Origin of the sequence: Klebsiella sp. Q11, assembly GCF_964241505.1 — a bacterium.
GTDB lineage: Bacteria > Pseudomonadota > Gammaproteobacteria > Enterobacterales > Enterobacteriaceae > Klebsiella > Klebsiella michiganensis.
The window spans coordinates 40,316-54,193 of sequence record NZ_CAXSXW010000014.1; the positions used below are offsets into that span (position 1 = coordinate 40,316).

Genomic DNA, 13,878 nt, shown 5'->3' on the forward strand with positions numbered 1-13,878 from the left:
TCCTTGCCGCCTCGATGTAGCGCGAATGATTTCGCGTAACAACGTATTCAACAAACCTTATTCCCTAAGAAATAAGGGAAACCGTATTACTTGGTGATACGAGCCTGTGCGTCTTTCAGCGCCGCATCGACGGTCTGGCGACCGCTAGCGGCGTTGATCACTGCGGTACGAACGGCATACCAGAAGGCGGACATCTGCGGAATATTCGGCATGATTTCACCTTTCTGGGCGTTAGCCATGGTGGCGGCGATACGCGGATCTTTTTCCAGTTTTTCCTGGAAGGATTTCAGCGCGACCGCGCCCAGCGGTTTGTCCTTGTTCACTTCATCCAGACCCTGATCGGTCATCAGGTAGTTTTCGAGGAACTCTTTCGCCAGTTCTTTGTTCGGGCTGGCGGCGTTAATACCGGCGCTCAGTACGCCAACGAACGGTTTAGAAGGGTTGCCTTTGAAGGTCGGCAGCAGGGTAACGCCGTAGTTAACCTTGCTCTTATCGATGTTAGACCACGCCCACGGACCGTTGATGGTCATCGCGGTTTCGCCTTTGTTGAATGCCGCTTCCGCGATGGAGTAGTCGGTGTCGGCGTTCATATGCTTGTTCTTGATAAGGTCGACCAGGAAGGTCAGGCCCGCTTTCGCGCCAGCGCTATCCACGCCTACGTCTTTCACGTCGTACTTGCCGTTTTCAAACTTGAACGCATAACCGCCGTCGGCGGCGATCAGCGGCCAGGTGAAGTACGGTTCTTGCAGGTTGAACATCAGCGCGCTCTTACCTTTCGCCTTCAGTTCTTTATCCAGCGCCGGGATCTCTTCCCAGGTTTTCGGCGGGTTTGGCACCAGGTCTTTGTTATAGATCAGCGACAGCGCTTCAACGGCAACCGGGTAGGCAATCAGCTTGCCGTTATAGCGAACCGCATCCCAGGTGAACGGATAGAGTTTGTCCTGGAACGCTTTATCCGGGGTGATTTCCGCCAGCAGGCCGGACTGCGCGTAGCCGCCAAAACGGTCGTGAGCCCAGAAGATGATGTCAGGGCCGTCGCCGGTCGCGGCAACCTGCGGGAATTTCTCTTCCAGCTTATCCGGATGCTCTACGGAGACTTTAATGCCGGTGTCTTTTTCAAACTTTTTACCCACTTCAGCGAGGCCGTTGTAGCCTTTGTCGCCGTTAATCCAGATAACCAGCTTACCTTCTTCGATTTTTGCGAGGGCAGAGGCGGAAAACATCATCGTGGTCAATGCAGACAGCGCGAGGATGCGAGCGCCAGTTTTGATTTTCATATACCCGTCCTATTTGGTGATGTGCTCGTGGATACACTTGAGTGGCTTAACGGTGATGAGTTTCCTTTTTTAACAACCTCTTTCCATCCTCCCCATGTCTACGCCCCATCCCCCGATAGTGTGATCTCCATTGCAGAAATGCCGGTTATGAGTCCTGGAGCACATAAAAAGGCGGCCAATTTTGCAGGCTACATCACGAAATCGACGTCCGTCCGTCCCCCCCGGCGGCGAGAAGCAATCTCTCATCCTCCCGCCTCCTCCCCCATAAAAAAGCCGGGGGGTGGAGGATTTACCCTATTTATGAATGCCGCATAGTCAGCCCATCTTGAATGTGTCGTTAAGTGACAGGTTGTAACGAAGGGAGAAGGGCATGGCGAGCGTACAGCTGCGAAATGTAACGAAAGCCTGGGGTGACGTAGTGGTATCGAAAGATATCAATCTCGAGATCCAGGATGGGGAGTTCGTCGTGTTTGTTGGGCCATCAGGCTGCGGCAAATCCACCCTGCTGCGTATGATTGCCGGGCTGGAAACGGTGACCAGCGGCGATCTGCTGATTGGCGATACCCGAATGAATGATGTCCCGCCCGCCGAGCGCGGTATCGGGATGGTGTTTCAGTCTTATGCGCTTTACCCCCACCTTTCCGTCGCGGAAAACATGTCTTTTGGCCTGAAGCTGGCCGGCGCCAAAAAAGAGCTGATTAACCAGCGCGTGACTCAGGTGGCGGAGGTTCTTCAGCTGGCCCATCTGCTGGAGCGCAAACCGAAAGCGCTTTCCGGCGGTCAGCGTCAGCGCGTGGCGATTGGCCGTACCCTGGTGGCTGAACCGCGCGTGTTCCTGCTGGATGAACCACTCTCTAACCTCGATGCCGCGCTGCGCGTGCAGATGCGCATTGAGATTTCCCGTCTGCATAAGCGTCTTGGCCGCACGATGATTTACGTGACCCACGACCAGGTCGAAGCGATGACCCTGGCCGACAAGATTGTGGTGCTGGACGCCGGTCGCGTCGCGCAGGTCGGGAAGCCTCTCGAACTCTATCACTACCCGGCGGATCGTTTCGTCGCGGGCTTTATTGGCTCGCCGAAGATGAACTTCCTGCCGGTGAAAGTCACCGCTACCGCCATTGAGCAGGTGCAGGTGGAGCTGCCAAACCGTCAGCAGGTCTGGCTGCCGGTGGACAGCGCCCGCGTTCAGGTCGGCGCCAACATGTCCTTAGGGATTCGCCCGGAACATCTGCTGCCCAGCGATATCGCCGACGTCACCCTCGAAGGTGAAGTTCAGGTGGTCGAACAGCTCGGCCACGAAACGCAAATTCATATTCAGATCCCATCCATCCGTCAGAACCTGGTTTACCGCCAGAACGACGTGGTGCTGGTAGAAGAGGGAGCCACATTCGCCATCGGTTTGCCGCCGGAGCGCTGCCATTTATTCCGTGAGGATGGCACCGCTTGTCGTCGGCTGCATAAAGAGCCGGGCGTGTAAGGCTTCTAACTAAAAAAAAACACAAAACCATTCGCGCTGCATCGAGGCGGCAAGGGAATGACAAATTCGTCAGGAACGAATTTGAACAGCCGAAGGCAGCCTTCGGTGAGGGACATGGATGTCCCTCATTCATCCCTGGGAGCGTACAAAAGTACGTGACCAGGGTGAATGAGCGCAGCCAACAAAGAGGCAGCCCGAAGGGTGAAGTGTTCAAAGAAAAGCAATGATCTCAGGAGATAGAATGATGATTACTCTGCGCAAACTTCCACTGGCGGTCGCCGTTGCGGCAGGCGTTATGTCTGCTCAGGCGCTGGCCGTTGATTTCCACGGCTACGCTCGTTCTGGTATCGGCTGGACCGGCAGCGGCGGTGAGCAACAGTGCTTCAAAGCCACGGGCGCTCAAAGCAAATACCGTCTTGGCAACGAATGTGAAACCTATGCGGAACTGAAGCTGGGCCAGGAGTTGTGGAAAGAAGGTGATAAGAGTTTTTATTTCGATACTAACGTCGCTTATTCCGTAAATCAGGAAGATGACTGGGAAAGTACCTCTCCGGCGTTTCGTGAAGCTAACATCCAGGGTAAAAACCTGATTGACTGGTTGCCGGGTTCTACCCTGTGGGCCGGTAAGCGCTTCTACCAGCGTCATGACGTTCACATGATCGACTTCTACTACTGGGATATCTCCGGCCCGGGTGCGGGTCTGGAAAACGTTGACCTTGGCTTCGGTAAACTCTCTCTGGCAGCCACGCGTAACTCAGAAAGCGGCGGTTCTTACACTTTCTCCAGCGATGACACCAAGAAATTTGCTGCTAAAACCGCAAACGACGTCTTTGACGTGCGTCTGGCCGGTATGGAAATCAACCCGGGCGGCGTACTGGAGTTAGGTGTGGATTATGGCCGCGCTAACCCGCAGGACGATTACCGTCTGGTTGATGGCGCATCAAAAGACGGCTGGATGTTCACCGGTGAACATACTCAGTCTATCTGGGGCGGCTTCAACAAGTTTGTTGTTCAGTATGCGACCGACTCGATGACCTCCTGGAACAGCGGTCACTCCCAGGGAACCAGCATCGATAACAACGGCAGCATGATCCGCGTTCTGGATCACGGCGCTATGGACTTCAACGATGACTGGGGCCTGATGTACGTTGCGATGTACCAGGACGTGGATCTGGACAGCAACAACGGTTCTACCTGGTACACCGTCGGTGTTCGTCCGATGTACAAATGGACGCCGATCATGAGCACCCAGCTGGAAGTCGGTTACGACAACGTGAAATCCCAGCGCACCAGCGAAAACAACAACCAGTACAAAATTACCCTGGCCCAGCAATGGCAGGCGGGTAACAGCGTCTGGTCTCGCCCGGCAATCCGTATTTTCGCGACCTACGCAAAATGGGATGAGAACTGGGGCTACAGCAACACCTCCGGTCTGCAGACTAAAGACGGCAGCGGTAACGGGGTTTACACCTCCAGCCGCGGTAACGATAGCGAAGTGACCTTCGGTGCGCAGATGGAAGTTTGGTGGTAACACCGCCGTAATCATGTAGTGACACGGAGGGGCTCTGCCCCTCCTGATTCTTCAGGATTAGCGCGCTATTGCCTGGCCACCGCTAAACCTACGCTATCCGAGGTGAGAACAATGAAAATGAAGAAAACTCTCGTCGCCCTGTGTTTATCCGCAGGAATGTTGGCATGCGCGCCGGGAATGAGCCTTGCCGACGTCAACTTTGTCCCGCAAAACACCAGCGCAGCGCCCGCCATCCCCGGTGCTGCCCTGCAGCAGCTCGTCTGGACGCCAGTCGATCAATCTAAAACGCAGACCGTTGATTTACTCACGGGCGGCCAGCGCCTGGATGTTGCCGGTATCTCCGGCCCGGTTGCGGCCTGGAGCGTTCCGGCGAATATTGGCGAACTGACCCTGACGCTCACGAGCGAAGTGAATAAGCAAAAACAGATTTTTGCGCCGAACGTGCTGATTCTCGATCAGAATATGACGCCATCCGCGTTCTTCCCCAGCAGCTATTTTACCTATCAGCAGCCCGGCGTAATGACCGCGGATCGGCTTGAAGGCGTCATGCGCCTGACCCCGGCGCTGGGGCAGCAGAAGCTTTACGTGCTGGTCTTTACGACGGAAAAAGATTTACAACAAACCACGACTCTGCTGGATCCGGCGAAAGCTTACGCTAAAGGCGCGGGCAATGCCGTGCCGGATATTCCAGACCCGATTGCCCGCCACACCACCGATGGCGTGCTGAAGCTAAAAGTCAAAACCAATAGCGGTTCCAGCGTGCTGGTTGGTCCGCTGTTTGGCTCTTCCGGCAATGGCCCGGTGACCGTCGGCAATACCGCCGCGCCGGTTGTCGCGCCGGCCCCGGCTCCGGCGGCGAAAAGCGAACCGATGCTTGATGACACCGAAACCTATTTCAACAACGGCATTAAGCAGGCGGTTGCGAAAGGCGATATCGATAAGGCCCTGAAATTGATGAACGAAGCTGAACGTCTTGGCTCGAAATCTGCTCGTTCCACCTTTATCAGCAGTGTAAAAGGCAAGGGGTGACCGTCTCCCCGCAATGCTGATGTTTAGGCACAGCCTTTAGGTGCGTCCGTCAGGGCGCACTTTTTTTTAGCGCGCCGCAGCCTCTGTTGCACGGCTGTTGCGCGGATGATCGTATATTGACGTTTGCCCGCCCCCGATGCCCCATTCTGCGATACAATACCTTTACGTTATGTACCGGAGATTCAGGCATGCCACATCCTGCGCTTACGCAACTGCGTGCGCTGCATTATTTTGCCGCTATGCCCCCGCTGGATGCGCATTTGCGCGACTGGCTATTGCTGGAAGACTCAATGACCAAACGCTTTGAGCAGCAGGGGAAGAAAGTCAGCGTCATCATGGTTAACGAAGGTTTTGTTGGACGCGACGCGCTGGCCGGTGAGGCGCCCCTGTTACCGAGCGAACCCCGCTACTGGCTGCGGGAAATCATTCTTTGCGCCAACGGTGAACCCTGGCTGGCCGGGCGCACGATAGTGCCCGAATCAACGCTGAGCGGCCCCGAACTGGCGCTGCAACAGCTGGGGCAAACGCCGTTGGGCCGCTATCTCTTCACGTCATCGACGCTAACCCGTGATTTTATTGAAATTGGTCGTCATGCAGAGCTGTGGGGGCGTCGTTCCCGCCTCCGGTTGAGCGGCAAACCGCTGCTGCTGACGGAACTGTTTTTGCCTGCATCGCCGTTGTATTAAGAGGAAAATGAAATGGAGTGGAGTCTGACGCAGAACAAGCTGCTGGCGTTTCACCGCCTGATGCGTACTGACAAACCGATTGGCGCGCTGCTGCTGCTGTGGCCGACGCTGTGGGCGCTGTGGGTGGCGACGCCGGGGATACCGCCGCTATGGATCCTCGCCGTTTTTGTCGCCGGCGTCTGGCTGATGCGCGCCGCAGGCTGCGTGGTCAACGACTATGCCGATCGCAAGTTTGACGGCCACGTCAAACGGACGGCCCGCCGCCCGTTGCCGAGCGGCGACGTTAGCGAAAAGGAGGCGCGGACGCTGTTTGTCGTGCTGGTGCTGCTTTCGTTTCTGCTGGTGTTGACCCTGAACACCATGACCATTCTGCTGTCGGTAGCGGCGCTGGCGCTGGCATGGGTATATCCGTTTATGAAGCGCTATACCCACCTGCCTCAGGTCGTGCTGGGCGCGGCGTTCGGCTGGTCGATCCCGATGGCCTTTTCGGCGGTCAGCGAATCGCTGCCGCTGAGCTGCTGGCTGATGTTCCTCGCCAATATCCTGTGGGCGGTGGCCTACGATACCCAGTATGCGATGGTCGATCGTGATGATGACGTCAAAATCGGTATCAAATCGACGGCGATTCTCTTTGGCGACAACGATCGCTTAATCATCGGTATTTTACAGGTGGCGGTACTGGGTCTGATGGCCGCGGTAGGCTGGCTGAGCGGGCTGGGCTGGGAGTATTACTGGTCGTTGTTTATCGCCGCGGCGCTGTTTGCCTGGCAGCAGAAGCTGATATTTAAACGCGAACGCGATGCCTGCTTTAAGGCGTTTATGAACAATAACTACGTGGGGCTGGTGCTGTTTCTCGGCCTGGCGATGGGATATATGCAGTAGTTCTTCCCGGCTTGCGGCGTAAACGCCTTAGCCGGGCTACAAACCGCAGGGTCCGGTAGCCCGGCGCAGGCCGGGACATCTCTTTAAGCGTTACGCTTCATCCTGGGTAACGCTTTCAATCGTTAATCGCACATCCGAAGTAATCAGATCCGCCAGCATGCGGTAGATCTTCAACGTCTCTTCCGGCTCGGCGTCCCCGGTATCGCTGATATAGCCTTCGTCACGCAGGGTCAGCACCAGCGTACTGAACACCGCCTTATCGAAGAACTCCGGCGCGTTGATGCCGTGCAGAACGGACAGGCGCTGCGCCACGGTGCGGCTCTCTTTCTCCAGCGAACTGCGGTTGATTGACGGGTTAGCGCTCAGCAGCCAGAAGGTAATGGCGTAGCGCTGCAGCGTTTCGCGCGCGCCTGCGGCCAGCAGCTGCAGAGAACGGGCATGAGACGGATTGACGCTCACCTCATCGTCGTTCAGGGCGATGAGTCCCTGACGCTGCATTTCAGCGATCAGCGCATCGACGACGCCCGCCAGCTCCGCTTTTTCCCAGCGCAGGAACAGCTCGGCCTTCAGGAACGGATAGAACATCTCGACGTGACGCAGGATTTCGGCGCGGGTAATACGACGATGCTGAGTGACGATGGCGGCTAACAGCGACGGCATCACCAGCATATGGGCGATGTTGTTGCGGTAGTAGGTCATCAGCACGGCCTGCTCGCGCGGCAGAATGATGATATCGCCAATGGTATCTTTCTCGACTTCGAACTTGTTCATCTGCAGCGCGTGGTCAATCAGCTCGCTGGCCGAAGCCGCAGGCGTGGTCGCATCCGCTGAATATGGCACATTGCGCAGCAGGGCGAGATAGCACTCCAGCTGCTCGGTGAGCTGCTCGCGGGTCAGTGAACGCTGACGCGATGCCAGCAGCGCGGTACAGCACAGGTTCATGGCGTTAGCCGCGCCGGCATTATTGATGCGCACCATCAGATCCGAGGCGATATTATTCACCGTCGGGGTCAGCCAGGAAGGGCGAACCGCTTCGATAGGGTCGATAGACTCGCGCCAGTCCGGCACATGCTGGTTCAGATAGGCCATCAGCGGCAGGGGTTCGCCGAAGTTAACGTAGCCCTGGCCGAGATTTCGCAGCTTGCTCAAGCCGCGCAGCATCTGCGGCAGGCTCTCTTTCTCTTTCGTCGCACCGCGTAGCTCTTTGGCGTAGGTACCGACCTCCATCACGTGCTCGTAGCCGATGTAAATCGGCACCAGGGTGATGGGGCGATTACCGCCGCGCAGCATCGCCTGAATGGTCATCGACAGGGTGCCGGTTTTCGGATCCAGCAGGCGTCCGGTACGCGAACGCCCGCCTTCAACGAAATACTCCACCGAATAGCCGCGGCTGAACAGCTCGCCGAGATATTCGCGGAATACGGTTGAGTAAAGCTTATTGCCCTTGAACGTGCGGCGAATAAAGAACGCGCCGCCGCGACGGAAGATCGGACCGGCGGGCCAGAAGTTCAGGTTGATACCGGCGGCGATATGCGGCGGCACCAGGCCCTGATGATAAATGACGTAAGAGAGCAGCAGATAGTCCATATGGCTGCGGTGGCACGGGACATAAACGATCTCGTGGCCTTCATGCGCCAGCTGGCGCACGCGCTCGGCGTTATGCACGTTAATGCCCTGATACAGCCGGTTCCAGGTAAAGCCCAGCACGCGATCGGTCAGGCGAATCATCTCATAGGAGAAGTTCGCGGCGATCTCTTCCATCAGGGCGATAGCGTTTTGCTGCGCCTTTTCATGAGAAATTTTCTTGCTGCGGGCTTCGTCTTCTACCGCACGGGCAATGGCTTTCGACGCCAGCAGTTTATTAAACAGATCCTGGCGCGCGGGCAGGCGCGGGCCGACCGCCGCCAGACGCTGACGGGCGAAGTGCATGCGCGCCACGCGGGCCAGCTTCTGGGCGATGGTTTTATCGGTACCGTGTTCGTCCGCCATCTTACGCAGCGAGACCGAAGGCGAGAAACGGACAAAGCTGTCGCGGCCCAGCCACAGAACGGCGAAGAATTTCTGAATGCCGTTGAGCATGCGCAGCGGCGGGTTCACCTCGCCTTTTTCACGCCCCGGCGCGCGACCGAACATCACCGAAACCGGCACCATCTGCACGTCAAGATCGGGATGGTTGCGGTGCAAATCCAGATAGTCGTGAAAGAGCTTGATAGACTCTTCTTTCGGCGTGTAATAGGTAAACACGCGCGGTCCGCCGTGGATAAATACGTAGCGCGGAAGCAGGCCGCCGTCGATCTCGAGCGGCTCCAGCGGGTCCGGTAACTCATGTTCCAGACATTGCGCGCGCAGCGTCAGCAGGTCCGCCTTCGAATTGTAGGGCAGGACATACATAATGGGACGCGAGGTATCCAGGCCTAATTCCTGAGCAGGTTGTGCCGGAATCGACTTGCTTTTTACCAGCGCCCTTAATGGTAAATTCAGTAATTTATAGTAAATTCGTTGCCAGCCAGACATAGACGATGTGAAGCCTCTGGTTAATCATGCAAATGCGCCGCAAGAATAACAGAAAGTGCGCAAAATTTCCGTTGTAACGCGGCAAACGCGTACACTCATTGACGTCATTTACATAAAAAGGTTTGTTTGATGGCCAATAATACCACTGGGTTAACCCGAATTATTAAAGCGGCAGGGTATTCCTGGAAAGGATTCCGGGCGGCGTGGGTCAACGAGGCCGCCTTTCGTCAGGAAGGCATCGCGGCCGTTGTTGCCGTGGCGATCGCCTGCTGGTTAGACGTCGATGCCATCACCCGGGTGCTGTTGATTAGCTCGGTCCTGCTAGTGATGATAGTTGAAATTATCAATAGCGCGATTGAGGCGGTTGTTGACCGTATTGGCCCTGAACATCACGAGCTGTCGGGGCGAGCGAAAGACATGGGATCGGCGGCGGTATTGCTGGCGATTATCATCGCGCTGATCGCGTGGGGAACGCTTTTATGGGCAAACTACCGCTAACGCCTGGCGTAGCGGCTCGCAAAACGGAAAGAAACTCCTGATTTTTGTGTGAAATGTGGTTCCAAAATCACCGTTAGCTGTATATACTCACAGCATAACTGTATATACACCCAGGGGGCGGAATGAAAGCGTTAACGACCAGGCAGCAAGAGGTGTTTGATCTCATTCGGGATCATATCAGCCAGACGGGCATGCCGCCGACGCGTGCGGAGATTGCTCAGCGCTTGGGGTTCCGTTCCCCAAACGCGGCGGAAGAACACCTGAAAGCGCTGGCGCGTAAAGGCGCAATCGAGATCGTTTCCGGCGCCTCACGCGGTATTCGTCTGCTGACGGAAGAAGAAACGGGTCTGCCGCTTATTGGCCGCGTCGCGGCGGGTGAGCCGCTGCTGGCTCAGCAGCATATCGAAGGTCACTATCAGGTCGATCCGGCTATGTTTAAGCCGAATGCCGATTTTCTGCTGCGCGTTAGCGGGATGTCGATGAAAGACATCGGTATTCTTGATGGCGACCTGCTGGCCGTCCATAAAACGCAGGATGTGCGCAATGGCCAGGTGGTTGTGGCGCGCATCGACGAAGAAGTTACCGTGAAGCGACTGAAAAAGCAGGGTAACGTCGTTGAACTGCTGCCGGAAAACAGCGAATTTTCGCCGATCGTGGTGGACCTTCGCGAGCAAAGCTTCACTATTGAAGGCCTGGCCGTCGGCGTTATCCGCAACGGCAACTGGCAGTAATCTCTTCACCTCGCGGCATCATCACCTGATGCATGATGCTGCGCCGTTTTTCCTCATTTGGGCTCTTTCTCCATGCTTTTTAACGCCGCCGACAAAGCCCTGTGGCGCTTAGCGCTGCCCATGATCTTCTCCAATATCACCGTTCCGCTGCTGGGGCTGGTGGATACCGCCGTTATTGGCCATCTCGACAGCCCGGTTTATCTGGGGGGCGTGGCGGTTGGCGCAACGGCGACCAGCTTCCTCTTTATGCTGCTGTTGTTCCTGCGAATGAGTACCACCGGACTGACGGCGCAGGCGTTTGGTGCAAAAGATCCGCAGCGGCTGGCGCGTGCGCTGGTACAGCCTCTGGGCCTGGCGCTGGCCGCCGGGGCGGCGATTGTGCTCTTGCGGATGCCGTTAATCGACCTGGCGCTGCATATCGTCGGCGGTAGCGAAGCCGTGCTCGAACAGGCCAGACGCTTCCTGGAGCTCCGCTGGCTAAGCGCGCCGGCATCGCTGGCGAATCTGGTCCTGCTGGGCTGGCTGCTGGGCGTGCAGTACGCCAGAGCGCCGGTGATCCTGCTGGTGGTCGGCAACGTCCTCAACATCGTGCTCGATTTATGGCTGGTGATGGGCCTGCATATGAACGTGCAGGGGGCGGCGCTGGCGACGGTCACCGCAGAATACGTCACTTTCTTTATTGGCCTGCTGATGGCGAGACGCGTGCTGGCGCTGCGCGGCGTTTCCCTGTCGATGCTGAAAAACGCCTGGCGCGGCGATATACGCCGCCTGCTGGCGCTGAATCGCGACATCATGCTGCGCTCGCTGCTTCTACAGCTCTGCTTCGGGGCGGTGACGGTATTTGGCGCCCGCCTTGGCGCTGATATCGTCGCGGTCAATGCGGTCCTCATGACGATGCTGACCTTTACCGCCTATGCGCTGGACGGTTTTGCCTACGCCGTTGAGGCGCACTCCGGGCAGGCCTACGGCGCGCGCGACGACAGCCAGCTGCTTGCCGTCTGGCACGCGGCCTGCCGCCAGTCAGGGATGGTAGCGCTGGCGTTTGCGCTGATTTACGGTCTTGCCGGTGAGCAGATTATCGCTTTGCTGACCTCGCTGCCTTCGCTGCAGCAGCTGGCCGACCGCTATCTGGTCTGGCAGATGATCCTGCCGGTCATTGGCGTCTGGTGCTACCTGCTGGACGGCATGTTTATCGGCGCGACGCGGGGGGCGGAGATGCGCAACAGCATGGCGGTAGCGGCGGCGGGGTTTGCCCTGACGCTGCTGACGGTACCGACGCTCGGCAACCACGGACTGTGGCTGGCGCTGACGGTCTTTCTCGCTCTGCGCGGCGTTTCTCTGGCGGTTATCTGGCGGCGCCACTGGCAGCGCGGAACCTGGTTTTCGTAATGCATTTGGTGCATCTGATGGTTAAAGATTCCGAATAATAAATCTTACTCAGAATACTCATCTATAGTTAAGTCATGTCCGGCACACAGCGGGCTGTTCATTCACCGAACGATAACCGAACGATGAGGAATGCATGATGAATAAAGACGAAATCGGCGGTAACTGGAAACAGTTCAAAGGTAAAGCGAAAGAAAAATGGGGCAAGCTGACCGACGATGACATGACCGTCATTGAAGGCAAACGCGACCAGCTGGTGGGCAGAATTCAGGAACGCTACGGTTACGCCAAAGACCAGGCAGAGAAAGAAGTGACCGACTGGGAAACCAAAAACGACTATCGCTGGTAGCGAAAACGCCGTGTTTTAACCCCTTACTATTGCCTGCTCTAACGATTTATACCCTAAATAATTCGAGTTGCAGGAAGGCGGCAACGCAGAGAATCCCCAGGAGCTTACTCCAGTAAGTGACTGGGGTGAGCGAGGAAAGCCAACGCACATGCAACTTGAAGTATGACGGGTATACACCCTTGATTCCCGCTGCGGCTAACGCCTCAGCGGGCTTTCTTTTTGATCTGGATGGTATGGTCGTGGTGGCAGTGGCCCGGCGTACTGCAGGATTCAACCTCGACGCAGGCGGCGCACAGGCCGTGAGCCTCAATGACGTTGTGGCGCAGGGCGAATCCCATTCTTGCCGCCAGCGTATGCATAATATCTTCGACGCCTTCCGCACACTCTTCTTTGACGCCGCCGCAGCGGTCGCAGATAAACATCGCCGAGCTGTGGGTCGGCTGATCGAAAAGGTGACACAGCACGTAGCTATTGGTGGACTCCACCTTATGCACGAACCCTTGCTCGAGTAAAAACTCCAGCGCCCGGTACACCGTCGGCGGTTTCGCCTGAGGCTCTTTTTCACGAAGGAGATCGAGCAGGTCGTAGGCGCTGATTGCCCCTTGCTGCAGGCTCATCAAACGCAATACTTCAAGGCGCTGCGGGGTCAGGCGCACGCCACGCTGCGCGCACAGCTTTTCAGCATGCGCTAACATTTGTTGCGAAGTGGTCTTATCCATGAGCGTCCTCTGGTTGCGTGAATCTGAAACTGTTACTTTATCACGATACCGGTAAAACGCCGAGACCCGGCGGGCTATACCCGTCACACTTCACGTTACCTGCGCGCTGGCTGCGCCAATTCGTCCCAGCTGCGCTCCTGGGGTCGCTCAACCTTGCCACCTTATGCTATACCTGATGCATCTCATTTTCGGGAGAAAACGATGAAACGACCTGACTGCATTCGACACTGGCGTGAACTGGAAGGCGTGGATGATTCCACCTATCCCGACAGTACTGAGCTTTTCTCCATCGGCGCGCCGCTGGCGCGGGGCCTGCGGCTGAATCGCCTGGGGATCCACCATGAGCGTCTACCGCCCGGACGCCGAACCTCTTATCCGCATGCGGAGAGCGACGAAGAAGAGTTTATCTACGTGCTGGAAGGCTATCCGGAAGTGTGGATTAACGGCTATCTCTGGAAGCTGGAGCCGGGGGATAGCGTCGGCTTTCCTGCCGGAACCGGCATTTGCCACACCTTCCTCAATAACACCGAGCAGGAGGTTCGCCTGTTAGTCGTTGGCGAGGCAAATAAGAAATTTAATCGCATCTACTACCCGCTTAACCCCGGCTATGCCGCCACGCGACAGGATCGCTGGGTTGACCATCCGCCGCAGTTTTTTGGCCCTCACGACGGGAAGCCACGGAAAATATAGCGTTTATTGCGGGATAAAAAAGGTGAGCGCTGACGCTATGCGTCAGTGGTTTATCTTTGTGCTATAGTAGCGCCCCTTTTTACCCGGATGCTTATTTATTCGCCAT

General features: G+C 56.8%; 13 protein-coding genes. 10 read left to right on the top strand and 3 right to left on the bottom strand.

Annotation, left to right across the window (positions count from 1 at the left end; translation table 11 throughout):
• Positions 1–86 precede the first annotated feature (86 nt).
• The gene (malE, locus tag ACESQ2_RS20990; protein WP_014227534.1) at positions 87–1,277 is read right to left on the bottom strand and encodes a maltose/maltodextrin ABC transporter substrate-binding protein MalE; all 1,191 of its coding nucleotides are present in this window, start codon (positions 1,275–1,277) and stop codon (positions 87–89) included.
• 370 nt (positions 1,278–1,647) lie between these two features.
• Here malE and malK point away from each other — a divergent pair, with 370 nt between their 5' ends.
• The 5 genes from malK (at position 1,648) to ubiA (ending at position 6,885) form a co-directional block, all read left to right on the top strand.
• Positions 1,648–2,757: a maltose/maltodextrin ABC transporter ATP-binding protein MalK gene (malK, locus tag ACESQ2_RS20995; RefSeq protein ID WP_004097762.1), complete on the top strand. Its 1,110-nt coding sequence runs from the start codon at positions 1,648–1,650 to the stop codon at positions 2,755–2,757.
• Positions 2,758–2,998: 241 nt separating this feature from the next.
• The gene (locus tag ACESQ2_RS21000; RefSeq protein WP_014227535.1) at positions 2,999–4,288 is read left to right on the top strand and encodes a maltoporin; all 1,290 of its coding nucleotides are present in this window, start codon (positions 2,999–3,001) and stop codon (positions 4,286–4,288) included.
• A gap of 111 nt (positions 4,289–4,399) precedes the next feature.
• Entirely contained in the window at positions 4,400–5,317 is a 918-nt protein-coding gene (malM, locus tag ACESQ2_RS21005) for a maltose operon protein MalM (RefSeq protein WP_014837132.1), read from the top strand.
• A gap of 188 nt (positions 5,318–5,505) precedes the next feature.
• A complete protein-coding gene (gene ubiC / locus ACESQ2_RS21010; protein ID WP_014227537.1) occupies positions 5,506–6,003 on the top strand; it encodes a chorismate lyase in 498 nt (165 codons plus the stop codon).
• 12 nt (positions 6,004–6,015) lie between these two features.
• Positions 6,016–6,885, top strand: coding sequence for a 4-hydroxybenzoate octaprenyltransferase (gene ubiA / locus ACESQ2_RS21015; RefSeq protein WP_004097768.1), 870 nt, complete (start codon positions 6,016–6,018; stop codon positions 6,883–6,885).
• 90 nt (positions 6,886–6,975) lie between these two features.
• On the opposite strand, the gene plsB is transcribed toward ubiA, so the two are convergent.
• Complete coding sequence (plsB, locus tag ACESQ2_RS21020; RefSeq protein ID WP_004097770.1) at positions 6,976–9,399, bottom strand: glycerol-3-phosphate 1-O-acyltransferase PlsB; 2,424 nt, start codon at positions 9,397–9,399, stop codon at positions 6,976–6,978.
• Between the two features lie 129 nt (positions 9,400–9,528).
• Here plsB and ACESQ2_RS21025 point away from each other — a divergent pair, with 129 nt between their 5' ends.
• The 4 genes from ACESQ2_RS21025 (at position 9,529) to ACESQ2_RS21040 (ending at position 12,363) form a co-directional block, all read left to right on the top strand.
• Entirely contained in the window at positions 9,529–9,897 is a 369-nt protein-coding gene (locus ACESQ2_RS21025) for a diacylglycerol kinase (protein WP_014227539.1), read from the top strand.
• A gap of 122 nt (positions 9,898–10,019) precedes the next feature.
• Positions 10,020–10,628: a transcriptional repressor LexA gene (lexA, locus tag ACESQ2_RS21030; RefSeq protein WP_004097774.1), complete on the top strand. Its 609-nt coding sequence runs from the start codon at positions 10,020–10,022 to the stop codon at positions 10,626–10,628.
• A gap of 72 nt (positions 10,629–10,700) precedes the next feature.
• Complete coding sequence (gene dinF, locus ACESQ2_RS21035; RefSeq protein WP_148849502.1) at positions 10,701–12,017, top strand: MATE family efflux transporter DinF; 1,317 nt, start codon at positions 10,701–10,703, stop codon at positions 12,015–12,017.
• A gap of 136 nt (positions 12,018–12,153) precedes the next feature.
• Entirely contained in the window at positions 12,154–12,363 is a 210-nt protein-coding gene (locus ACESQ2_RS21040; RefSeq protein WP_004137568.1) for a CsbD family protein, read from the top strand.
• Positions 12,364–12,566: 203 nt separating this feature from the next.
• Here ACESQ2_RS21040 and zur read toward each other — a convergent pair whose 3' ends face one another.
• On the bottom strand, positions 12,567–13,082 hold the full coding sequence (gene zur, locus ACESQ2_RS21045) for a zinc uptake transcriptional repressor Zur (RefSeq protein WP_004097781.1): 516 nt from the start codon (positions 13,080–13,082) through the stop codon (positions 12,567–12,569).
• Positions 13,083–13,283: 201 nt separating this feature from the next.
• Here zur and ACESQ2_RS21050 point away from each other — a divergent pair, with 201 nt between their 5' ends.
• Complete coding sequence (locus tag ACESQ2_RS21050; protein ID WP_014227541.1) at positions 13,284–13,772, top strand: cupin domain-containing protein; 489 nt, start codon at positions 13,284–13,286, stop codon at positions 13,770–13,772.
• The last annotated feature ends 106 nt before the right edge of the window (positions 13,773–13,878 follow it).

Bases quoted from the DNA above. Each gene is read 5' to 3' on its own strand.
- ACESQ2_RS21000 (WP_014227535.1), top strand. From the start codon at position 2,999: ATGATGATTACTCTGCGCAAACTTCCACTGGCGGTCGCCGTTGCGGCA.
- ubiA (WP_004097768.1), top strand. From the start codon at position 6,016: ATGGAGTGGAGTCTGACGCAGAACAAGCTGCTGGCGTTTCACCGCCTG.
- zur (WP_004097781.1), bottom strand. From the start codon at position 13,082: ATGGATAAGACCACTTCGCAACAAATGTTAGCGCATGCTGAAAAGCTG.
- malE (WP_014227534.1), bottom strand. From the start codon at position 1,277: ATGAAAATCAAAACTGGCGCTCGCATCCTCGCGCTGTCTGCATTGACC.
- plsB (WP_004097770.1), bottom strand. From the start codon at position 9,399: ATGTCTGGCTGGCAACGAATTTACTATAAATTACTGAATTTACCATTA.
- ACESQ2_RS21040 (WP_004137568.1), top strand. From the start codon at position 12,154: ATGAATAAAGACGAAATCGGCGGTAACTGGAAACAGTTCAAAGGTAAA.
- lexA (WP_004097774.1), top strand. From the start codon at position 10,020: ATGAAAGCGTTAACGACCAGGCAGCAAGAGGTGTTTGATCTCATTCGG.
- ACESQ2_RS21050 (WP_014227541.1), top strand. From the start codon at position 13,284: ATGAAACGACCTGACTGCATTCGACACTGGCGTGAACTGGAAGGCGTG.
- ACESQ2_RS21025 (WP_014227539.1), top strand. From the start codon at position 9,529: ATGGCCAATAATACCACTGGGTTAACCCGAATTATTAAAGCGGCAGGG.
- malM (WP_014837132.1), top strand. From the start codon at position 4,400: ATGAAAATGAAGAAAACTCTCGTCGCCCTGTGTTTATCCGCAGGAATG.
- dinF (WP_148849502.1), top strand. From the start codon at position 10,701: ATGCTTTTTAACGCCGCCGACAAAGCCCTGTGGCGCTTAGCGCTGCCC.
- ubiC (WP_014227537.1), top strand. From the start codon at position 5,506: ATGCCACATCCTGCGCTTACGCAACTGCGTGCGCTGCATTATTTTGCC.
- malK (WP_004097762.1), top strand. From the start codon at position 1,648: ATGGCGAGCGTACAGCTGCGAAATGTAACGAAAGCCTGGGGTGACGTA.